This window comes from Phenylobacterium sp. (genome assembly GCF_031181185.1).
Taxonomy (GTDB): domain Bacteria; phylum Pseudomonadota; class Alphaproteobacteria; order Caulobacterales; family Caulobacteraceae; genus Phenylobacterium.
On sequence record NZ_JAPSKZ010000073.1, the window covers coordinates 1 to 17,113 of the forward strand.

20 protein-coding genes are annotated in these 17,113 nt (G+C 70.5%); 2 read left to right on the forward strand and 18 right to left on the reverse strand.

Annotation, left to right across the window (positions count from 1 at the left end):
- Nucleotides 1–24: 24 nt before the first annotated feature.
- Nucleotides 25–897: a hypothetical protein gene (locus RIF93_RS10720; protein WP_309091157.1), complete on the reverse strand. Its 873-nt coding sequence runs from the start codon at nucleotides 895–897 to the stop codon at nucleotides 25–27.
- Nucleotides 898–1,028: 131 nt separating this feature from the next.
- Between RIF93_RS10720 and trmFO the strand changes: the two genes are divergently transcribed.
- Nucleotides 1,029–2,429, forward strand: a complete 1,401-nt coding sequence (trmFO, locus tag RIF93_RS10725; RefSeq protein ID WP_309091159.1) for a methylenetetrahydrofolate--tRNA-(uracil(54)-C(5))-methyltransferase (FADH(2)-oxidizing) TrmFO — start codon at nucleotides 1,029–1,031, stop codon at nucleotides 2,427–2,429.
- Here the strand turns inward: trmFO and RIF93_RS10730 are convergent, their stop codons facing one another.
- From RIF93_RS10730 to yajC, 6 genes are all read right to left on the reverse strand, one after another.
- Nucleotides 2,430–3,071 carry a squalene/phytoene synthase family protein gene (locus RIF93_RS10730; protein ID WP_309091161.1) on the reverse strand — a complete coding sequence of 214 codons (642 nt, stop codon included), beginning with the start codon at nucleotides 3,069–3,071 and terminating at the stop codon, nucleotides 2,430–2,432. It abuts the gene before it with no gap.
- Nucleotides 3,072–3,129: 58 nt separating this feature from the next.
- The gene (locus RIF93_RS10735) at nucleotides 3,130–3,750 is read right to left on the reverse strand and encodes a hypothetical protein (protein ID WP_309091163.1); all 621 of its coding nucleotides are present in this window, start codon (nucleotides 3,748–3,750) and stop codon (nucleotides 3,130–3,132) included.
- 84 nt (nucleotides 3,751–3,834) lie between these two features.
- Nucleotides 3,835–4,194 carry an Mth938-like domain-containing protein gene (locus RIF93_RS10740; RefSeq protein ID WP_309091165.1) on the reverse strand — a complete coding sequence of 120 codons (360 nt, stop codon included), beginning with the start codon at nucleotides 4,192–4,194 and terminating at the stop codon, nucleotides 3,835–3,837.
- Between the two features lie 10 nt (nucleotides 4,195–4,204).
- Nucleotides 4,205–5,167, reverse strand: coding sequence for a protein translocase subunit SecF (secF, locus tag RIF93_RS10745; protein WP_309091167.1), 963 nt, complete (start codon nucleotides 5,165–5,167; stop codon nucleotides 4,205–4,207).
- Nucleotides 5,168–5,181: 14 nt separating this feature from the next.
- Entirely contained in the window at nucleotides 5,182–6,786 is a 1,605-nt protein-coding gene (secD, locus tag RIF93_RS10750) for a protein translocase subunit SecD (protein WP_309091169.1), read from the reverse strand.
- 18 nt (nucleotides 6,787–6,804) lie between these two features.
- A complete protein-coding gene (yajC, locus tag RIF93_RS10755) occupies nucleotides 6,805–7,152 on the reverse strand; it encodes a preprotein translocase subunit YajC (protein ID WP_309091171.1) in 348 nt (115 codons plus the stop codon).
- Nucleotides 7,153–7,272: 120 nt separating this feature from the next.
- On the opposite strand from yajC, the gene RIF93_RS10760 reads away from it, so the two are divergent.
- The gene (locus RIF93_RS10760; RefSeq protein ID WP_309091173.1) at nucleotides 7,273–8,112 is read left to right on the forward strand and encodes an ATP-binding protein; all 840 of its coding nucleotides are present in this window, start codon (nucleotides 7,273–7,275) and stop codon (nucleotides 8,110–8,112) included.
- On the opposite strand, the gene RIF93_RS10765 is transcribed toward RIF93_RS10760, so the two are convergent.
- From RIF93_RS10765 to RIF93_RS10815, 11 genes are all read right to left on the reverse strand, one after another.
- Nucleotides 8,109–9,548, reverse strand: a complete 1,440-nt coding sequence (locus RIF93_RS10765; RefSeq protein WP_309091175.1) for a peptidoglycan DD-metalloendopeptidase family protein — start codon at nucleotides 9,546–9,548, stop codon at nucleotides 8,109–8,111. The two genes, RIF93_RS10760 and RIF93_RS10765, sit on opposite strands and share 4 nt — an antisense overlap.
- A 106-nt stretch (nucleotides 9,549–9,654) precedes the next feature.
- Complete coding sequence (locus tag RIF93_RS10770) at nucleotides 9,655–10,278, reverse strand: protein-L-isoaspartate(D-aspartate) O-methyltransferase (protein WP_309091194.1); 624 nt, start codon at nucleotides 10,276–10,278, stop codon at nucleotides 9,655–9,657.
- A 50-nt stretch (nucleotides 10,279–10,328) separates the two neighbouring features.
- Nucleotides 10,329–11,102, reverse strand: coding sequence for a 5'/3'-nucleotidase SurE (surE, locus tag RIF93_RS10775; protein ID WP_309091177.1), 774 nt, complete (start codon nucleotides 11,100–11,102; stop codon nucleotides 10,329–10,331).
- Nucleotides 11,099–12,379 carry a serine--tRNA ligase gene (serS, locus tag RIF93_RS10780; protein WP_309091178.1) on the reverse strand — a complete coding sequence of 427 codons (1,281 nt, stop codon included), beginning with the start codon at nucleotides 12,377–12,379 and terminating at the stop codon, nucleotides 11,099–11,101. The genes surE and serS overlap by 4 nt, the downstream gene beginning before the upstream one ends.
- A 73-nt stretch (nucleotides 12,380–12,452) precedes the next feature.
- On the reverse strand, nucleotides 12,453–13,343 hold the full coding sequence (tatC, locus tag RIF93_RS10785; RefSeq protein ID WP_309091180.1) for a twin-arginine translocase subunit TatC: 891 nt from the start codon (nucleotides 13,341–13,343) through the stop codon (nucleotides 12,453–12,455).
- Entirely contained in the window at nucleotides 13,340–13,840 is a 501-nt protein-coding gene (gene tatB, locus RIF93_RS10790) for a Sec-independent protein translocase protein TatB (RefSeq protein WP_309091182.1), read from the reverse strand. Before tatB ends, tatC begins: the two co-directional genes overlap by 4 nt.
- A 75-nt stretch (nucleotides 13,841–13,915) precedes the next feature.
- A complete protein-coding gene (locus RIF93_RS10795) occupies nucleotides 13,916–14,128 on the reverse strand; it encodes a twin-arginine translocase TatA/TatE family subunit (RefSeq protein ID WP_309091184.1) in 213 nt (70 codons plus the stop codon).
- Nucleotides 14,129–14,217: 89 nt separating this feature from the next.
- Entirely contained in the window at nucleotides 14,218–14,868 is a 651-nt protein-coding gene (scpB, locus tag RIF93_RS10800; RefSeq protein ID WP_309091186.1) for an SMC-Scp complex subunit ScpB, read from the reverse strand.
- On the reverse strand, nucleotides 14,865–15,683 hold the full coding sequence (locus RIF93_RS10805) for a ScpA family protein (RefSeq protein WP_309091188.1): 819 nt from the start codon (nucleotides 15,681–15,683) through the stop codon (nucleotides 14,865–14,867). The genes scpB and RIF93_RS10805 overlap by 4 nt, the downstream gene beginning before the upstream one ends.
- Nucleotides 15,680–16,681, reverse strand: coding sequence for a beta-N-acetylhexosaminidase (gene nagZ, locus RIF93_RS10810; RefSeq protein ID WP_309091190.1), 1,002 nt, complete (start codon nucleotides 16,679–16,681; stop codon nucleotides 15,680–15,682). The genes RIF93_RS10805 and nagZ overlap by 4 nt, the downstream gene beginning before the upstream one ends.
- The coding region (locus tag RIF93_RS10815; RefSeq protein WP_309091192.1) for an SPOR domain-containing protein at nucleotides 16,678–17,113 on the reverse strand (436 nt) is incomplete at its 5' end. The genes RIF93_RS10815 and nagZ, both read right to left, overlap by 4 nt.

Sequence of the window (17,113 nt, forward strand, 5' to 3'; positions counted from 1 at the left end):
CTCGGCCCGGCCCAGCGCGGCCGCCTAGGCGGCCGCCGCGCCCTCGGCCCCGCCCTCGCCGGTGATCTGGCGATAGGCGACCGCGAACGGGCCGTAGATCATCACGATCTGCAGCACCTGCAGCAGCGCCTGCATGACGATGGTCACGAGCGCGGCGATGCCGGCCACGATCGACAGCGCGCCGACGTCTTCGATCGCCTGCTCCCCGCCCGCAAGGGCGACCACGATCACGGCGAGGACCGCCGCCACGATCCAGACCATCACATAGAAGATCACCGCCAGCACGATCATGCCGAGCAGCGGCCAGAACCGGCCGCGCGTCAGCCGCCACGCCGAGCGGAACGCCACCCGGCCGGTGTCGAACGTCATTGGGGTCACGAGGCAGAGGCGCACGCCGACCCAGATCGTCAGGAACAGCACGGCCAGGCCGACCAGGAAGCCGAGCAGTCCGCCCTGCGTCGCCGCCACCCGGGTGACCAGCAGGCCGAACACCAGGAAGGCCATGCCGATGCCGACCAGGCCCAGGTTGACCGCCGACATCCGCAGTTCGTCGGGCCCCAGCCGGAGGTGCGCCAGGCCCTTCTCGTCGCGTCCGAGCACCAGGCGGAAGATGCCGCCCATGATCACCGACATCAGCAGGGCGGTCATCAGCAGCACGACCAGGAAGGCGGGCCAGGACTGCTCCAGCAGGACGGCGAAGGCCTCGGGGTCGTTGCTGACCAGCTGGCCCTTCTTCAGCATGTCGATGAAGCGGGGCCCCATGCTGAGCATCATGGCCACGCCGATGACCAGCACGCTGGCGAAATAGATCCCGCTCCACGCCAGCAGCGTGCCGGGCCGCCGGCGTATCAGTCGAAAACCTTCCAGCGCCGCGTCGCTCGGCGAAAATCCAGCCATTCTCGTCCCTTGGCCCGACAGCTTCATTGCCGATTCGGACCGGCCTTCAACAACGCGCAAAGTGCCGCCTCGGGCGCCTCGCGCGCAAGGCCCCGCTCGCGGTCGGCCGCGTTCGTTGCTAGGTAGCGGCCATGTCGATGACCCCAGTTCATGTCGTGGGCGGCGGCCTCGCCGGCTCGGAAGCCACCTGGCAGCTCGCCCAGGCGGGCGTGCCCGTCGTGCTTCACGAGATGCGGCCGGTCCGCGGAACCGACGCGCACCACACCGATCAGCTGGCCGAGCTGGTCTGTTCCAACTCGTTCCGGGCCGACGACTGGACCGGGAACGCGGTCGGGCTGCTGCACGCCGAGATGCGCAAGCTGGGCTCGATCATCATGGCCTGTGGCGACGCCCACCAGGTGCCCGCCGGCGGCGCCCTGGCGGTGGACCGCGAGGGGTTCTCCCGCGCCGTCACCGAGCGCCTCCAGGCCCATCCGCTGGTCACCATCGCCCGCGAGGAGATCGCGGGCCTGCCGCCGCAGGACTGGGACAGCGTCATCCTGGCCACCGGCCCCCTCACCTCGCCGGCCCTGGCCGACGCGATCCTGAAGCTGACCGGCGAGGACCAGCTGTCGTTCTTCGACGCCATCGCCCCCATCGTGCACTTCGAGTCCATCGACATGGACGTGGCCTGGCGCCAGTCGCGCTACGACAAAGAAGGCCCCGGCGGCGACGCGGCCGCCTACATCAACTGCCCGATGGACCAGGCCCAGTACGAGGCCTTCATCGACGCCCTGCTCTCGAGCCCCAAGTCCGAGTTCAAGGACTGGGAGCACGTGCCCTATTTCGACGGCTGCCTGCCGATCGAGGTGATGGCCGAGCGCGGCCGCGAGACCCTGCGGCACGGCCCGATGAAGCCGGTGGGCCTGACCAACGCTCACAGACCCGAAGACAAGCCCTACGCCGTCGTCCAGCTGCGCCAGGACAATGCGCTGGGCACGCTGTGGAACATGGTGGGCTTCCAGACCAAGCTGAAGCACGGCGCCCAGACCGAGGTCTTCCGCATGATCCCGGGCCTGGAGAAGGCGGTGTTCGCGCGACTGGGCGGCCTGCACCGCAACACCTTCATCAACAGCCCCCGTTTGCTGGACGACACCCTGCGCCTGAAGGCCCAGCCGCGGCTGCGGTTCGCGGGCCAGGTCACCGGCGTCGAAGGCTATGTGGAGAGCGCCGCCGTTGGCCTGCTGGCGGGCCGCTTCGCCGCGGCCGAGCGCCTGGGCAGGGCGGCCGTGCCGCCGCCCGCCACCACGGCCATGGGCGGGCTGATCGGCCACATCACCGGCGGCCACCTGGAAGGCGGCAAGGGCTCGTTCCAGCCGATGAACATCAACTACGGTCTGATCCCCCCCATCGCGCCCCCGAAGCGCGACGAGGAGGGCCTTCGGCTGGGCGCCAAGGAAAAGACCCGCATCAAGAAGCGGCTGGTGGGCGAACGGGCGCTGGCCGACATCGACGCATGGCTCGCCGGCGCGCGGGCGCTTGCGGCGGAGTAGCTAGAGCCGGCCGCGGGCCACGGCCCATATCAGACGCACGCGGCGGGCGAGGTCGGATCGCGCCGGCCGAATGGCGAATGCGGCGTGGGCCACCGCGGGGAACGCCGCCGCGCTGAGCCGCCGCGCCCCTGCGCGGGCCTCGACCGTCCCCTGGACCGTCAGGCCTTTGCGCAGCAGCGCCCACGCCGCGCCGGCGGCGACAGCCTGGTCGGGGTCCTGGGCGGGGTCGAGGATGCGCACGGCGAGCTCGGCTGCGCGGCCGCCGGTGTCGCGGGCCCACTCCAGCGCTTCGGCCTCAGTCATGGGCGTGGCGTCCAGCTCCCGGTAGCGGGCGTCGATCATCGCCGCGAGCGGTTCGCGCGGCAGGCCGCGGCGGCGGACTACCTCCGCCAGCGCCTGGGCCGTCGGATGGCGGCGGACAGCGCGGCCCTCGAACACCTCGTCCAGCACCTCTCCCCACCAGGTCAGGCGGATCTCGCCCAGCAGGGGGTTCGAGGCGACCTTGGGCGCGCGCGCCAGTTCGTGGTCGTAGGCGTAGATGGCGATCACGTCGGCGCGGGCCTGGGCGTCGCCGATGAAGCGGCTGGAGAGCCAGCGGTCCGGGTCGGTGCGCCGGATCAGGTCGTCGAGGTCATCTGTCATCGGATACGAAAAAGGCCCGCCGGTCGGGCGGGCCTTCTCGCAGAGATCGTCAGGCGTGTCAGCCGAACAGGGTCTGCGTCATCGTCATGCCGGTCAGCATGGGGATGGAGAGCAGCATGTTCGTACGCGAGAAGAGCATCGCCGTACGGCCGGCCTTGGCCTTGGCGTCGGCGTCGCCTTCCACGATGCCCAGGGCGATCTTCTGGTTCGGCCAGATGAACACCCAGACGTTGATCGCCATGATGATCGCCAGCCACACGGCGAGGCCCAGCAGGGTGAAGCCCCGGTCGGCCGCCGCGTCGTAGCCGTTGAACAGGCCCAGCGTCAGGGTCTCATGCGCGTAATCGACGCCGCGGGCGTAGGCGATCGCCAGGCCCATCAGCACCGTCAGGACCGCGGCCCAGCGGAACCAGAACAGCGCCTCAGGCGCGATGTACTTCGAGACCGCCGGCTTCAGCTCGGCCGGGATGTCCGGCATTTTCCGGATCTGGACGAAGTTGAAGTAGTACAGCAGCCCGATCCACAGGATGCCGAAGAACGTGTGCAGCCACCGGAAGACCGCCTGCCAGAAGGCCGCGTCGACTCCGTGCGGGCTCTGCGAATAGGCGAAGATCATGACCAGCGCCAGCAGCACGCTGACGATGACGGTGTTGCGGAAATTCGCGAGTAGTCCAGCCATGGGATGCCCTCTGAATCCTTCCCTTTAGGGAGACTCGTATAGGGCGTTTCGCCGCAGCCTGGAAGGTGACGCTTCGGGAGGTGGTCAGACCGCGATCAGAGCAGCGGCCAGACGTCGCCCCTCGGCGGTCAGCACGTTGTAGAGCCGGGCGGCCGCCGGCGTGTCCATGAACTCGAGCCCGATGCCTGCGGCGCGCAACACCTCGCGCACCTCGCGCGGGGGCTGGGCGTTGCGGACGCCGACACCCAACAGCAGGAATTCCACCTCGGCGCGGCCGGCCTGGAGCACCGGCGACAGGCTTTCGACCGTGAGGTCGGCCAGGCTCGCCACCGGCCAGGGCTGGGCTTCGTCGCCCAGGATCAGCACCGAGCCCTCGCGCCGCTCGCCGGCGAGGCGGAACCCGCCGTCGCCATAGGCGTCGATCGTGGGCGCGTTGCGGGCCATAGCGCGGGCCCTAGGGCCGGACGTCGGCGGGCTGCAGCGGCTCGGCCTCGGCCTCCCCCCGCTTCACGCCCCACAGCAGGATCACCGGCGCGGCCACGTAGATCGAAGAATAGGTGCCGATGATGATGCCGAAGATCAGCACCATCGACATCCCGAACAGCGTCGCGCCGCCGAACACGGCGAGGCCGGCCAGCGCCAGGATGGCGGTCACACCGGTGATCACCGTCCGCGATAGCGTCTCGTTGATCGACAGATCGATGATCTCGCGCAGCGGCATGCGCTTGTACTTGCGCAGGTTTTCGCGGAGGCGGTCGAACACCACGACGGTGTCGTTCATCGAATAGCCGATGACGGTCAGGATGGCGGCGACGGTCGTCAGGCTGAACTCGAGGCGGAAGAAGGCGATGATCCCGAAGGTGAGGATCACGTCGTGGAACAGCGCCACGACGGCGCCGATGCCGAACTGCAGCTCGAACCGGAACCAGATGTAGACGAGCATCAAGAGGATGGCGAGGCCCAGCGCCATGAGGCCGCTCTGGAAGAGCTCGCCCGAGACCTTGGCGCCCACGACATCGGGCGAGTCGAAGGTCACCTGCCCCAGCGCCTGGGTCAGGGCGGCCTCGACCTGGTTCGCGACCTGGTCGACGTTGGCGCCGGCGGGCGGCTGGTAGCGCACCATGGCGGCCGTGCCGTCGCCGAAGCCCTGCACCTGCGGGTCGCCCAGGCCGAGCTGGGTCACCGCCGCGCGGGCGGCCGCGAGGTCCACCTGCTTGGGCGCGGTGGACAGCTCGATGACGGTGCCGCCGGTGAAGTCGATGCCGCAGTTCAGGCCGCCGCAGGGCGGCTCGAACGGAATCAGCGCCCGGCCCAGCGAGGCCAGCACGCCGAGGATCGAGATCACCGCGGCGATCTTGGCGAAGGCGACAAACCGGAAGTTCGTCTTCACCGGGAGCAGCTTGATCAGGGGCCACATGGGTCAGGCCCTCCTTACGCGATCGGCAGGGTCTTCGGCCGGGTGGTGCGATACCACAAGGCCAGGAGCACCTGGGTGATGAGGACGGCGGTGAACACCGAGGTGAGGACGCCGATGGAGAGCGTCCAGGCAAAGCCCTTCACGGGGCCCGCGCCGAACTGGAACATCAGCACCGCGGCCAGCAGCGTCGTCAGGTTGGCGTCGATGATCGTGCTCATGGCCCGCGAGAAGCCCGCGTCCATGGCCGAGATCACCGGGCGGCCGGCGCGCACCTCGTCCCGCATCCGCTCGTAGATCAGCACATTGGCGTCGACGGCGACGGCGAGCGTCAGGATCAGGCCGGCGATGCCGGGCAGCGTCAGCGTCGCCTGCGTCAGGCTCATGGCCGCGATGATCAGGAGGCCGTTCACCAGCAGCGCGACGACCGAGATCCCGCCGAAGATGAAGCCGTACGCCAGCAGCATGAAGCCGATGATGGCGACGAAGGCCACCAGCGTGGAGACCTGCCCCGCCTTGATGGCGTCGGCGCCGAGTTCCGCGCTGACCGTGCGCTGCTCCTCCACGTTCAGCGGGGCCGGCAGGGCGCCGGCGCGCAGCAGGACCGCGAGGTCGTTGGCGCTCTCGGACGTGAAGTTGCCCTCGATGTAGCCGGAGCCGCCGGTGATGGCGGTGTTGATGACCGGCGCCGAGATCACTTTCTTGTCGAGCACGATGGCGAAGCGCTTGCCGACGTTCTGGGTCGTGGCGTCGCCGAAGCGGCGGGCGCCCTGGCCGTTGAAGCGGAATTCGACGATCGGCTGGCCGGTGTCGGGGTGGAAGGCGGCGTTGGCCGTGGTCAGCATCTCGCCGGTGACCACCGCGCGGCGCTTCACGACGATGGTCGGGGTCTCGCCGTCCTCGTAGGGCAGCAGTTCCGAGCCCGGCGGCACGCGGCCGGCGGCGGCCTCGGCCGGGCTGGCCGATTCGTCCACCATCTGGAACGTCAGTTTGGCGGTCTGGCCGATGACGTTCTTCAGCCGCTCGGGGTCGCTCTCGCCCGGGGCCTGGACCACGATGCGGTCCGAGCCCTGACGGACGATGGTGGGTTCACGCGTGCCAAGCTCGTCGATCCGGCGGCGGATGATCTCGATGGACTGCTCGACGGCGCGGGAGGCTTCCGCCTGTTGGGCCTCGGCCACGAAGGCGATCCGGATGCGCTGGTCGGGCTGGGTCGAGACGGTCACGTCGCGGCCGCCGGTCGTGCCGGCCAGCGGCGCGCCCAGAGTGTTGCGCAGCAGGCGCGTGGCTTCCTGCACCTGTCGGGGATCGGTGATGCGGACCGTCACCGCGCCGCCGGTCACACCCAGGTCGGTGAAGGCGATCTGGGCTTCGCGCAGCGTCGTGCGGGTGTCCTCGACCGTATTGGTCAGGCGCTCGGCCCGCAGAGCGGCGGTGTCCACCTCGAGCAGCAGGTACGAGCCGCCCTGGAGGTCCAGGCCGAGGTTGAGGGTCTTCTTCGGGAGGAAGCCCGGCAGGTTCGCCCGCGCCTGTTCCGGCAGCACGTTCGGCAGCGCGAAGAGCACGCCGAGCACGACCGAAAAGACGACGAGGAGAACCTTCCAGCGCGAGAGGGTCAGCATCGGAAGGCGGTTTCGCTCTTAGGCCTTGGCGTCGTTGGCGGCGGCCGGCTCGCCGCGCGCGCGGACGTCGGCGATCATCGTCTTGACGACCTTGGCGGTGACGCCCGGGGCGATCTCGAGGCCGACTTCCTTGTCCTCGACGCGCACGATCTTGCCGATCACGCCCGACGACAGGACGACGGTGTCGCCGCGCTTCAGGTTCGCCAGCATCTGCTGGTGCTGCTTCATCCGCTTCTGCTGCGGCCGGATCATCAGGAAGTAGAACAGGACGACCAGCGCGATCAGCGGCAGGAACTGGACCAGCATGGCCTCAGGGCCTGCGGCGGCGCCGCCGGCGGCTTGGGCGTAGGCAGGGGTGGCGAACATGGCCTCTCCGGAATAGCGGGCGGGGCGGCCCCAGGACGGCCCCGTTCGTAAAGTCGGCGGAAGCTATGCGCAGCGCCCCGCTTTTGCAATGGAACCTCTGGGCGGCTAAGGCACCTCGCGATGGACGCCGAGCTGAAACCCCTGCTGGACCGCATCGCCCAGGCGCTGGAGCGCCTTGCCCCGCCTGCGGCGGCCGAAACTTCGTTCGCCGGCGCGCGGCTGTTCCGGCACGATCCGGCCACCGGCGCCTTCCATCCCGCGCCGGATTATCCGCTGGCCCTGGAGAGCCTCGTCGGCATCGACCGCCAGAAGGAGAAGGTGGTCGAGAACCTGCGCCGGTTCGCCGGCGGCCTGCCCTACAACCACGTCCTGCTGTGGGGCGTCCGCGGCACGGGCAAGAGCTCGATCGCCAAGGCCGCCTTCATGGCCGTGGCCGCCGAGCGCGCCGACCTGAAGCTGGTCGAGGTGGACCGCGACCAGGTCACAGCCCTGCCCGCCCTGTTCGACGACCTGCGCGCCCGGCCCGAGCGGTTCGTCGTGCTGTGCGACGATCTGTCGTTCGAGGAAGGCGCGGCCGCCGCCAAGGCCCTGAAATCAGCCCTGGAGGGCGGCGTCTCGGGCCCGCCGGCCAATGTGCTGTTCACCGCGACCTCGAACCGCCGCCACCTGATGCCGCGCGGGCATGTGGAGGACCGCGGTCATCTCGCGGCTCATGAGGACGCCGAGGAGGAGGTCAGCGTCTCGGACCGCTTCGGCCTTTGGATCGGCTTCCCGCCCATGGACCAGCCGACCTACCTCGCTGCAGTGCAGGGCTACGCCCAGCGCTACGGCCTGCAGGCGCCCGACCTGGACCGTCGCGCGCTGCAGTGGGCCCAGCTGCGCGGCGGACGCTCGGGCCGGGTCGCCTGGCAGTTCATCCGCGACCTCGCCGGCGAGTTGGGCAAGCCCCTGCCGCTCTAGCGCGGCAGGACCAAGGCCGGGTCGATCGGCCGCGCCCGCTCTTCGGGCGTCGGCGCATAGCGGACCTCGAAGTGCAGCTGCGGCTCGCTGACGCCGCCGGTCTGGCCGACCTGCCCGATCTGCTGCCCCTGGGTGACGCGCTGCTGCATCTTCACGTCGATGCGGGAGAGGTGTCCATAGGCGGTCACCCAGCCGTCCGCGTGCTTGACCAGCACCAGGTTGCCGAAGCCCGGCACCTGGTCGCCGGCGTAGACCACGTCGCCGGCCGCGGCCGCGCGGACCGGGTCGCCGGCGGCTCCGCGGATGTTGATGCCGTCGTTGCGCTGACTGGGCCCCTTCGGTCCGAAGCCCGACAGTACCTCGCCCTGCACCGGCCACACGAACCGGCCGCGGCCGAGGCTGGAGACCTGGGCGTCGCTGACGGGCGGCGAGGCGACCGGCGCACCGGTGATGACTGGCCGGTTCGCCGAGGACGTGGCGGGCGGCGTGTACGGTCGTGGAGCCGGCGTCGAGGCGCTGGGCCGATACGGCTGCGGCCGCGACGGCAGCGCAGGCGCAGGCTCCTCCCGCGGCGGCGGCGGACTGGTGCGCACGGGCGTCTCCGGCGCCGGCGCCGTGGTCCGCGGCGGCTGGCTGCCGATCGGCGGCAGCGGCTGTGTCGCAGTCCCGCGCGGTTCGCTACGGGCCGGCGACACCGGCCGTTCCGGAATCCGCGGCGGCGTGTCGACCTGCACGCGGCTGGTCGTCACCGTCGGGCCCTTGTCCTTGTAGCCCGTGGGCAGGCGCAGCTTCTGGCCGGGCCGCAGGGTGGCGTTCCGGCCGAGATCGTTCTCCTCACGCAGCGCGTCGGCCGTGACCGAGAAGCGGCGCGCGATGGCGAACAGCGTGTCGCCCTGCCCCACCGTATAGGCCTTGGCCGTCGTCTTCGGGCCCTTCAGGTCGTCGCCCGGGTGGATGACGTAGGGCTTCTTGAGCTTGTTGTCCTTGGCCAGCTGCTCGACCGTGGTGTCGAGCTTCTCGGCGATCTCCTCGAGGTTGTCGCCCTTCTTGACCGTGTAGGTCTTCGCCGGCCCTTCGACCTCGACCACCTTGCCGGTGACGCTGCGGGTCGTGACCGTCCGATAGGTCGGCGCCGGCGGCGGCGTATAGGCGGGCGCGGGCTGCGGCTGGACCGCCGGGGGCGCAGGCTCGATCTGCTGGCGCGGCGCGCTCGCGGGCGGGGTGTCGAGCGGCCGCGACTCCACGCGCTCGGCGGCCCGGGGGACCTGCGGCGCGGGCTCCGCCTCGCGCGGCGGCTCGGCGGGCGGCGGCGCCTGCCGTGCGGGCGGCGGCGGGTTGATCACCGGCGGATCGATCGGGAAGTTCGGGCTCGCGCACGCGGCGAGCGCGCTCGTCGCCAGGAGGATCAGGATCGGGCGCGTAGGGGAATGCGTCATCGCCGCTCCGGGGTCGGACCAAAGAATCATCGGGGCGTGGTCGAGGATGATGGCGGCGGGCCGACGCCCCCGCCAACCCGCAAACCGCCGCAGCCTGTGGACGGGCTCAGAGTTCCTTGGCCACGCCGTCCAGGAGCGGCACGAAACGGACGTCGATGAGGTCCTCGACCTCGAAGCCGCCCTTGCCGTCGCCGGTGTAGCGGCGAAGGCTCTGCACCGGCCCCTTGCCCACGGGCGCGACCAGGATCCCGCCCGGCTTGAGCTGCGAAAGCAGAGCCTTGGGCTCTCCCGGCGCCGCCGCCGTGACCATAATGCGGTCAAAAGGCGCCTGCTCGGGCCAGCCCTCCCCGCCGTCGCCGAAGCGGGTGATCACGTTGGTCAGGCCCAGCTGCTTGAAGCGGCCTTCCGCCTCGCGCATCAGCGTGCGGTAGCGCTCCACCGTGTACACCAGCCGGGCGATCTTCGAGAGGATCGCGGTCTGGTAGCCGCTGCCGGTGCCGATCTCGAGCACCCGGTCGCGCTTGTCGATCTTCAGCGCCTGGGTCATCAGGCCCACGATGAACGGCTGGCTGATCGTCTGCCCGCAGGCGATCGGCAGGGCCGAATCCTCGAAGGCCCGCTCCTTGAACAGCTCAGGCGTGAACAGCTCGCGCGGCGTGGTCTCGATGGCGTTGAGCACCTTCGCGTCGCTGACGCCCTGCGAACGCAGCGCCAGGATCAGCCGGGCCATCCGGGTCTCGGGCGTGTCGTCGCCGGGCGGTGTGGGCGTCTTGGCCATCGTCAGACCTTGGGCGGGGCGCCGCCCAGCTTGCCCTTCAGGTCGTGGACCGCGGGCGCATGGGTCAGGTCGATGTGCAGCGGGGTGACCGAGATCTTGCCCTCGTAGAGCGCCCGAAGGTCGGTGCCCTCGGCGGGGCTGGACCGTTCCTGGCGGAAGCCGATCCAGTAGTACTCCTTGCCGCGCAGGTCGGTGCGCCGCTCGGCGTGGCGCACGTGCACGTCGCGGAAGCCCTGGCGGGTGACCTCGACCTCGGAAATCTCCGCCACCGGCCGGTTCGGGAAGTTGATGTTCAGCACCACGTCGGCGGGCCAGCCGATCTCCACGAGGCGCTTGATGATGCCGGGCGCAAAGGCCTCGGCCGGCTCGAAGCTCTCGCCGGGTTCATAGAAACCCATCTGCGACAGGGCGATGGAGGGCACGCCCAGCGCCATGCCTTCGATGGCGCCCGCGACCGTGCCTGACATGGTCACGTCCTCGGCGAGGTTGGCCCCACGGTTCACGCCTGACAGCACCAGGTCGGGCTTCTTGCCCCGCACCAGCTCGTGAATGCCCAGCATCACGCAGTCGGTCGGCGTGCCCGTGGTGGCGAAGCGGCGCTCGCCCAGGTTGCGCACGCGGATCGGCTCGGCGAGGGTCAGCGCCCGGCTCGCGCCGGACTGCTCGTACTCGGGCGCGCAGACCCAGACGTCGTCGGTCAGCTGCGCGGCGATCCGCTCCAGCGCCGCCAAGCCGTCGGCATGGATGCCGTCGTCGTTGGTGATCAGGATCCTCATGCGACGCCGCCGATGTGGGTCAGTCCGCCCATGTAGGGCTGCAGGGCCTTGGGAACGGCGATGCGGCCGCCCTCGTCCTGATAGTTCTCGAGCACGGCCACCAGGGTGCGGCCAACGGCCAGGCCCGAGCCGTTCAGGGTGTGGACGAAGCGCGTGCCCTTCTCGCCGGCCTTCTTGGCGCGGGCGTTCATCCGCCGGGCCTGGAAGTCGCCGGTGTTCGAGCAGGAGCTGATCTCGCGGTACTTGCCCTGGCTCGGCAGCCAGACCTCGAGGTCGTAGGTCTTGCGGGCGCCGAAACCCATGTCGCCGGCGCACAACAGCATGGTGCGGAACGGCAGCTCCAGACGCTTCAGCACGGCCTCGGCGCATTCCACCATCCGCTCGTGTTCGGCTTCGGACTGCTCGGGCGTCGTGATCGAGACCAGCTCGCACTTGATGAACTGGTGCTGGCGGATCATGCCGCGGGTGTCGCGGCCAGAGGCGCCCGCCTCGGAGCGGAAACAGGGAGTCAGCGCCGTCAGCCGAAGCGGCAGCTCCTCCTCGGCGACGATCTGGTCCATGACCACACTGGTCAGCGAGACCTCCGCCGTCGGGATCAGCCATCGGCCATCCGTGGTGCGAAACAGGTCCTCGGCGAACTTCGGCAGCTTGTCGGTGCCGTAGGCGGCCGCATCGTTCACCAGCAGCGGCGGGCTCACCTCAAGGTAGCCGTGCTCCTGCGTCTGCAGGTCCAGCATGAATTGGCCGAGCGCCCGCTCCAGTCGCGCCAGCTGGCCTTTCAGCACCACGAACCGGGCGCCGCTCATGCGGGCGGCGGCCTCGAAGTCCATCAGGCCCAGGGCCTCGCCCAGGTCGACGTGGTCCTTCGGGCTGGCGATCGCCCGCGGCTCGCCCCAGCGGCGGACCTCGACGTTGTCGTGCTCGTCGGCGCCTTCGGGCACATCGGGGGCTGGGATGTTGGGCAGCGCCGCGAGAATCGCCTTCAGGGCCTCGCCGGCCTGGCGTTCGACCTCGGCCTGCTCCTCCAGCGTCTTCTTGAGGGTCTCGACGTGCGCCATCAGGCGCGTGGCCTCGTCCTCGTTCTTCTGGGCCTTGGCCTGGCCGATCTTCTTGGAGGCGTCGTTGCGCTCGGCCTGTGCCGACTGCAGCGTGGTCTGTGCGGCGCGCAGCTTGGCGTCCAGGTCCAAGATCTCGGCGACCTTGCCCGACGAGCCCTTCGCCGCCCACGCCGTCTCGTAGAGGTCGGGGTTCTCGCGGATCGCTTTCAGGTCGTGCATGGGGGCCGCTTGTCGCTTGAGCGGCCCTCTCTAGAGCGCGTCGCCGGAGGCGCCAAGTTAGACGGCGGCCCAATCAGGCCTGAACGACGTCGCGGCTTTCGTCTTCCTCGCGCCGCCGCCGCTCGATCAGGGCCACGCACCAGATCGAGATCTCGTAGAGCAGGATGATCGGCAGGGCGAGCAGGGTTTGGCTGATCGGATCCGGCGGGGTGACGATGGCGGCCACCACGAACACCCCCACGATGGCGTAGCGCCGGCCGGTGCGCAACATCTGCGAGGTCACGAGCCCCGCCATGCCCAGCAGGGTCAGCACCACCGGCAGCTGGAAGCACAGGCCGAAGGCCAGCAGCAGCGTCGTCACCAGGCTGAGGTAGTCCGAGACCTTCGGGAGCAGCTGCACCGAGATCGCGCCCGCGCCGACGATCTGCTGGCTCAGCGAGAACCACAGGACGAAGGGCAGGATCACGAAATAGACGAGGGCCGCGCCCAGCAGGAACAGGGCCGGCGCCGCCAACAGGAACGGCAGGAAGGCCTTGCGCTCGCGCTTGTAGAGGCCGGGCGCCACGAAGGCGTAGGTCTGCCAGGCGAGCACCGGGAAAGCGAGCACCACCGCCCCGAAACCCGCGAGCTTCAGCTTCGTGAAGAAGAACTCCAGGGGCGCCGTGAACACCAGCTGCAGGCTCTCGCCCTGCAGCTGCGGGACCTCCTTCATCCCAACCAGCACGAACAGCAGGTCGAAGGGGCCGGTCGTGTGCCCGGCGCGCTGGGCCGCGAACAGCCGGGCCGCCATCTCGAAGGGATGCAGCAGGAACTGGTAGATCGGCGTCGAGAAGCCGAAGCAGACGACGAAGCCCACGACCACGGCCGCCACGCTGATGATCAGCCGCTTGCGCAGTTCGATCAGGTGGTCGAGCAGCGGGGCGCGCGAGGCCTCGATCTCGGCGTCGTCGTCCTGGTAGCTCATTCGCCGCCCTCGACGATCTTCTTCGCGCGCGGCTTGCGCGGCGTCTTGGGCTTGGCGGCCCCTTCCGCGGAGGCCGTCTTCGCGGCGCGCGGCTTGCGCGCCGGCTTGGCGGGCGCGGCCGCCGGCTCCGGGGCTTCCAGCTCGGGCGGCTCCGAAGTCTGGGCGTACTGGTAGCTCATCGGCGGATGCAGCTGGACGCCGACATCCGACAGGCTCTGCTCGATGTCGCTGGCGGCCTGGTTGAACGTCCCGTCGGTGATCGTCATCTCCGACAGCTGGCCGCGGCGCATGGCCTCGACCTCCTTTCGCAGGTCGTCGAGCTCGGACTGGCGGGCCATGTCGTCGAAGCTGGCGCGGAATTCCGAGGCCATGCCGCGGACCTTGGCCATGAACTGGCCGATCCGCCGCATCAGCAGCGGCAGGTCCTTCGGGCCCACGACGATCAGCGCCACGGCGGCGATGATCAGGAGCTCGGATGCGCCGATCTCGGGAAGCATGGCTGGAGGCCTAAACGGAGGCGCCGGCCGCGATCAAGCGGGCCGGCGCGCCGGATTGCAGATACCGCGACGGCGTCAGCCGCGGGCGTTGTCCTTCTCGCGCTCCTTAGGGAGCGGCTTGGCGGTCGTGTCGTCGGCCTGCTCGCTCTCGCCCTTCAGGCCATCGCGGAAGGCGCGGATGCCCTTGGCGGCGTCGCCCATGATGCCCGAAAGACGGCCGCGGCCGCCGAACAGAAGCGCCACCACGACCAGCACGATCAGCCAGTGCCAGATCGAAAAAGAGCCCATGAGGCCTAAACTCCCTGTCGCCCCCCGATGGAACGGTCAGGGGCCTATATAGTCCGGTGTTCGACGGCGCGCCACGGCGACGAAGCGCCCTACTCCTTCGAGGGGTCCTCGCCCAGGAAGTCGACGTGGAACTCGGGCGCCTCGGCGAGGTCGAGCGGATCCTCGTCGGCGGCCAGTTCGGCCGGATTCGGCACGGTGAAGTCCGCCGGCAGATCCAGGCTCAGCAGGCCCGCCGCGCGCATCTCGGCCATGCCCGGCAGATCGGCGAGGCTCGCGAGCCCGTAGTGCTCCAGGAACGCGTCCGTCGTGCCGTAGGTCACCGGCCGCCCCGGCGTGCGGCGGCGGCCGCGCATCCGGACGAGGCCCAGCTCCAGCAGCACGTCGAGCGTGCCCTTGCTGGCCTGCACGCCGCGCACCGCCTCGATCTCGGCCCGCGTCACCGGCTGGTGGTAGGCGATGATGGCGAGCGTCTCCTGCGCAGCCTTCGAGAGGCGCCGGGGCTCGTGGCGCTCCTCGGTCATCAGCCAGGCCAGGTCCTCGGCGGTCTGGAAGCGCCAGCCGCCGGCGACGTTGGCCAAGACCACCCCGCGGCCGGCGTACTGCCCGGCCAGCTCTTCGAGGGCGCCCGCCACGTCTGCGCCTTCGGGCAGCCGCTTCGCCAGGTCGTCCAAGGTCAGCGGACCGGCGGCGGCGAACAGCAGGGCCTCGACCTCGCGGGCGGTCTCGTGGCGGTCGCTCATGCGCGCGCCTCCGCCGCCCGACTACGCGCCCGCAGGTAGATGTCGGCGAAGGCCTCGAGCTGCTTGGCTTCGAGCGCGCCTTCCTTGACGAGTTCGAGACTGGCCGAAAGCGTCGAGGCCACGTAGCTCGCCCGCGACGGCATGTTCTCGGCGCTGGGCCCGAACGGCGCGACACCCGTGAGCGGCGTCCAGCGGTCGAGGTCCGGCAGCAGCCGACGCAGGCGCTCGCGGGCGTCTTCCAGCGGATAGGCCTTGGGCGCCATCGGCGTGTAGTGCCGCTGCTCCTCGCGCCGACGCTGCTCGATGTAGGCGCTCATCAGCGAATAGAGATCGCCCTCGATGCGGCCGGAGGGGATGACCTTGATCGCGTCAGGATCGCCGCGCGCGAACACCTGCTGACCCAGCTGCGGCCGGGCCTTCAGCGCCTCGGCGGCGTTGCGCATGGCCTCCAGCTTGGCGAGGCGGAAGGCCAGGCGGGCGGCGATCTCTTCCGCCGGCGGCTCCTCGCCCTTGGTCTTCTCAGGTCTCGGCAGCAGCAGGCGCGACTTCAGATAGGCCAGCCAGGCCGCCATCACGAGGTAGTCGGCGGCCAGGCTGAAGCGCCGCCGCCGGGCCTCCTGCACGAAGGCCAGGTACTGTTCGGCCAGCTTGGTGATCGACAGTTTCAGCAGATCGACCTTCTGGCTGCGGGCCAGCGTCAGCAGGACGTGCAGCGGGCCTTCGTAGCCGTCGACGTCGACGATCAGCGCCTCGCCGTCCTCGGCCGCGCTGGCGGCGGCCACGAAGTCCAGGCTGGGCTGGAAGCTCTTGCTCATCTGAACGCCGCGTCGAAGCGCGCCAGCGCCTCGGCGTGGTCCAGCGGCTCGGGGGTCCCGGGGATGCGCGACAGCGCCGCCCTCGCCCGCTCGGCCGCGCGCCCTGCAAGCTCGCCGGCGCCCTCGACCACCGCCCGCATCTCGCCCAAGTCGCCGTTGCAGTGCAGGACCACGTCGCAGCCGGCGGCCAGCGACATCGCCGCCCGCTCCTCGAAACTGCCGCTCAGCGCCTTCATCGAGAGGTCGTCGCACATGACGAGGCCGTCAAAACCGATGGCGCCGCGGATCACCTTCTCGAACACCGCCTCCGAGGTGGTGGCGGACTGCTCCGCATCGATGGCCGAGTAGATCACGTGGGCGGTCATGGCCATCGGCATGTCCGACAGGGCGCGGAACGGGGCGAAGTCGCGGCCGTACAGCTCGTCCCACGAGGCGTCCACCACCGGCAGCTCCAGGTGGCTGTCGGCGCGGGCGCGGCCGTGGCCGGGGATGTGCTTGACGATCGGCAGAACGCCGCCGGCGATCAGGCCCTCGCAGGCGGCCCGGCCCAGCAGGGCCACGTCCTCCGGCGTGTCGCCATAGGCCCGGTCGCCGATGATCTCGTGGCCCTCCGGGTCCGGCACGTCCAGCACCGGCACGCAGTCCACGTTGATGCCGAGGTCGGCCAGGTCATGGGCGATGAGCCGGGCGCCCAGGCGGGTGATCTCGCGCCGCTGCGGTTGCGGCAGCTCGCCATAAGCGCGCCCGGTCGGATACGCCCGCCAGTGCGGCGGCCCCAGTCGCTGGATCCGGCCGCCCTCCTGGTCGATCAGGATCGGGGCGTCGGCCCGGCCCACCGTTTCGCGAAGCGACCCGGTCAACCGACGCACCTGGTCCGGCGTCTCGATGTTGCGCCCGAACAGGATGAAGCCCCAAGGCCGCACGTCGCGGAAGAACGCCGCCTCTTCCGCGGTCAGCTCAGGGCCCGAACAGCCCAGGATGGCGGCGCACACGCTCACCGGACGAAGCAGCTCTTCCCGGCGGCCTTCAGGCGGTTGCAGAAGGCGACGGCGTCTTCCCGGCTGGCGAAGCCGGTGACCGCGGTGCGGTACAGCGTGCCGCCGTTGCGTTCGATCTTCTCGACGCTCTTGCCCTTGCCGGAGCCGCCCGCGACGGCGACGGCCTCGCTCCAGGCCTTGTCGGCGAGCGCGGTGGACGAGACCGCGCCGATCTGCACGACCGCGCCACCCGACTTGGCGGCGGGCGCCGGGGTTGCCTTTGGCTCGGGCGCCTTGGGCGGCGGGGCCTTCGGCGCAGGCGCCTCGGGTTCCGGAGCCTTCGCGACCGGCGCGGCCGGCGGGGTGGCGGCCTTCTGCGCCGGCGGCTCGGCCGGCAGCGTCGGGCGCAGCGTGGGCTGGGCCGGCGGGGCCGGCGCCTGGGCCACCACGACC

Coding starts and splice junctions, on each gene's coding strand:
- RIF93_RS10720 (WP_309091157.1), bottom strand. CDS start 897: ATGGCTGGATTTTCGCCGAGCGACGCGGCGCTGGAAGGTTTTCGACTG.
- trmFO (WP_309091159.1), top strand. CDS start 1,029: ATGTCGATGACCCCAGTTCATGTCGTGGGCGGCGGCCTCGCCGGCTCG.
- RIF93_RS10730 (WP_309091161.1), bottom strand. CDS start 3,071: ATGACAGATGACCTCGACGACCTGATCCGGCGCACCGACCCGGACCGC.
- RIF93_RS10735 (WP_309091163.1), bottom strand. CDS start 3,750: ATGGCTGGACTACTCGCGAATTTCCGCAACACCGTCATCGTCAGCGTG.
- RIF93_RS10740 (WP_309091165.1), bottom strand. CDS start 4,194: ATGGCCCGCAACGCGCCCACGATCGACGCCTATGGCGACGGCGGGTTC.
- secF (WP_309091167.1), bottom strand. CDS start 5,167: ATGTGGCCCCTGATCAAGCTGCTCCCGGTGAAGACGAACTTCCGGTTT.
- secD (WP_309091169.1), bottom strand. CDS start 6,786: ATGCTGACCCTCTCGCGCTGGAAGGTTCTCCTCGTCGTCTTTTCGGTC.
- yajC (WP_309091171.1), bottom strand. CDS start 7,152: ATGTTCGCCACCCCTGCCTACGCCCAAGCCGCCGGCGGCGCCGCCGCA.
- RIF93_RS10760 (WP_309091173.1), top strand. CDS start 7,273: ATGGACGCCGAGCTGAAACCCCTGCTGGACCGCATCGCCCAGGCGCTG.
- RIF93_RS10765 (WP_309091175.1), bottom strand. CDS start 9,548: ATGACGCATTCCCCTACGCGCCCGATCCTGATCCTCCTGGCGACGAGC.
- RIF93_RS10770 (WP_309091194.1), bottom strand. CDS start 10,278: ATGGCCCGGCTGATCCTGGCGCTGCGTTCGCAGGGCGTCAGCGACGCG.
- surE (WP_309091177.1), bottom strand. CDS start 11,102: ATGAGGATCCTGATCACCAACGACGACGGCATCCATGCCGACGGCTTG.
- serS (WP_309091178.1), bottom strand. CDS start 12,379: ATGCACGACCTGAAAGCGATCCGCGAGAACCCCGACCTCTACGAGACG.
- tatC (WP_309091180.1), bottom strand. CDS start 13,343: ATGAGCTACCAGGACGACGACGCCGAGATCGAGGCCTCGCGCGCCCCG.
- tatB (WP_309091182.1), bottom strand. CDS start 13,840: ATGCTTCCCGAGATCGGCGCATCCGAGCTCCTGATCATCGCCGCCGTG.
- RIF93_RS10795 (WP_309091184.1), bottom strand. CDS start 14,128: ATGGGCTCTTTTTCGATCTGGCACTGGCTGATCGTGCTGGTCGTGGTG.
- scpB (WP_309091186.1), bottom strand. CDS start 14,868: ATGAGCGACCGCCACGAGACCGCCCGCGAGGTCGAGGCCCTGCTGTTC.
- RIF93_RS10805 (WP_309091188.1), bottom strand. CDS start 15,683: ATGAGCAAGAGCTTCCAGCCCAGCCTGGACTTCGTGGCCGCCGCCAGC.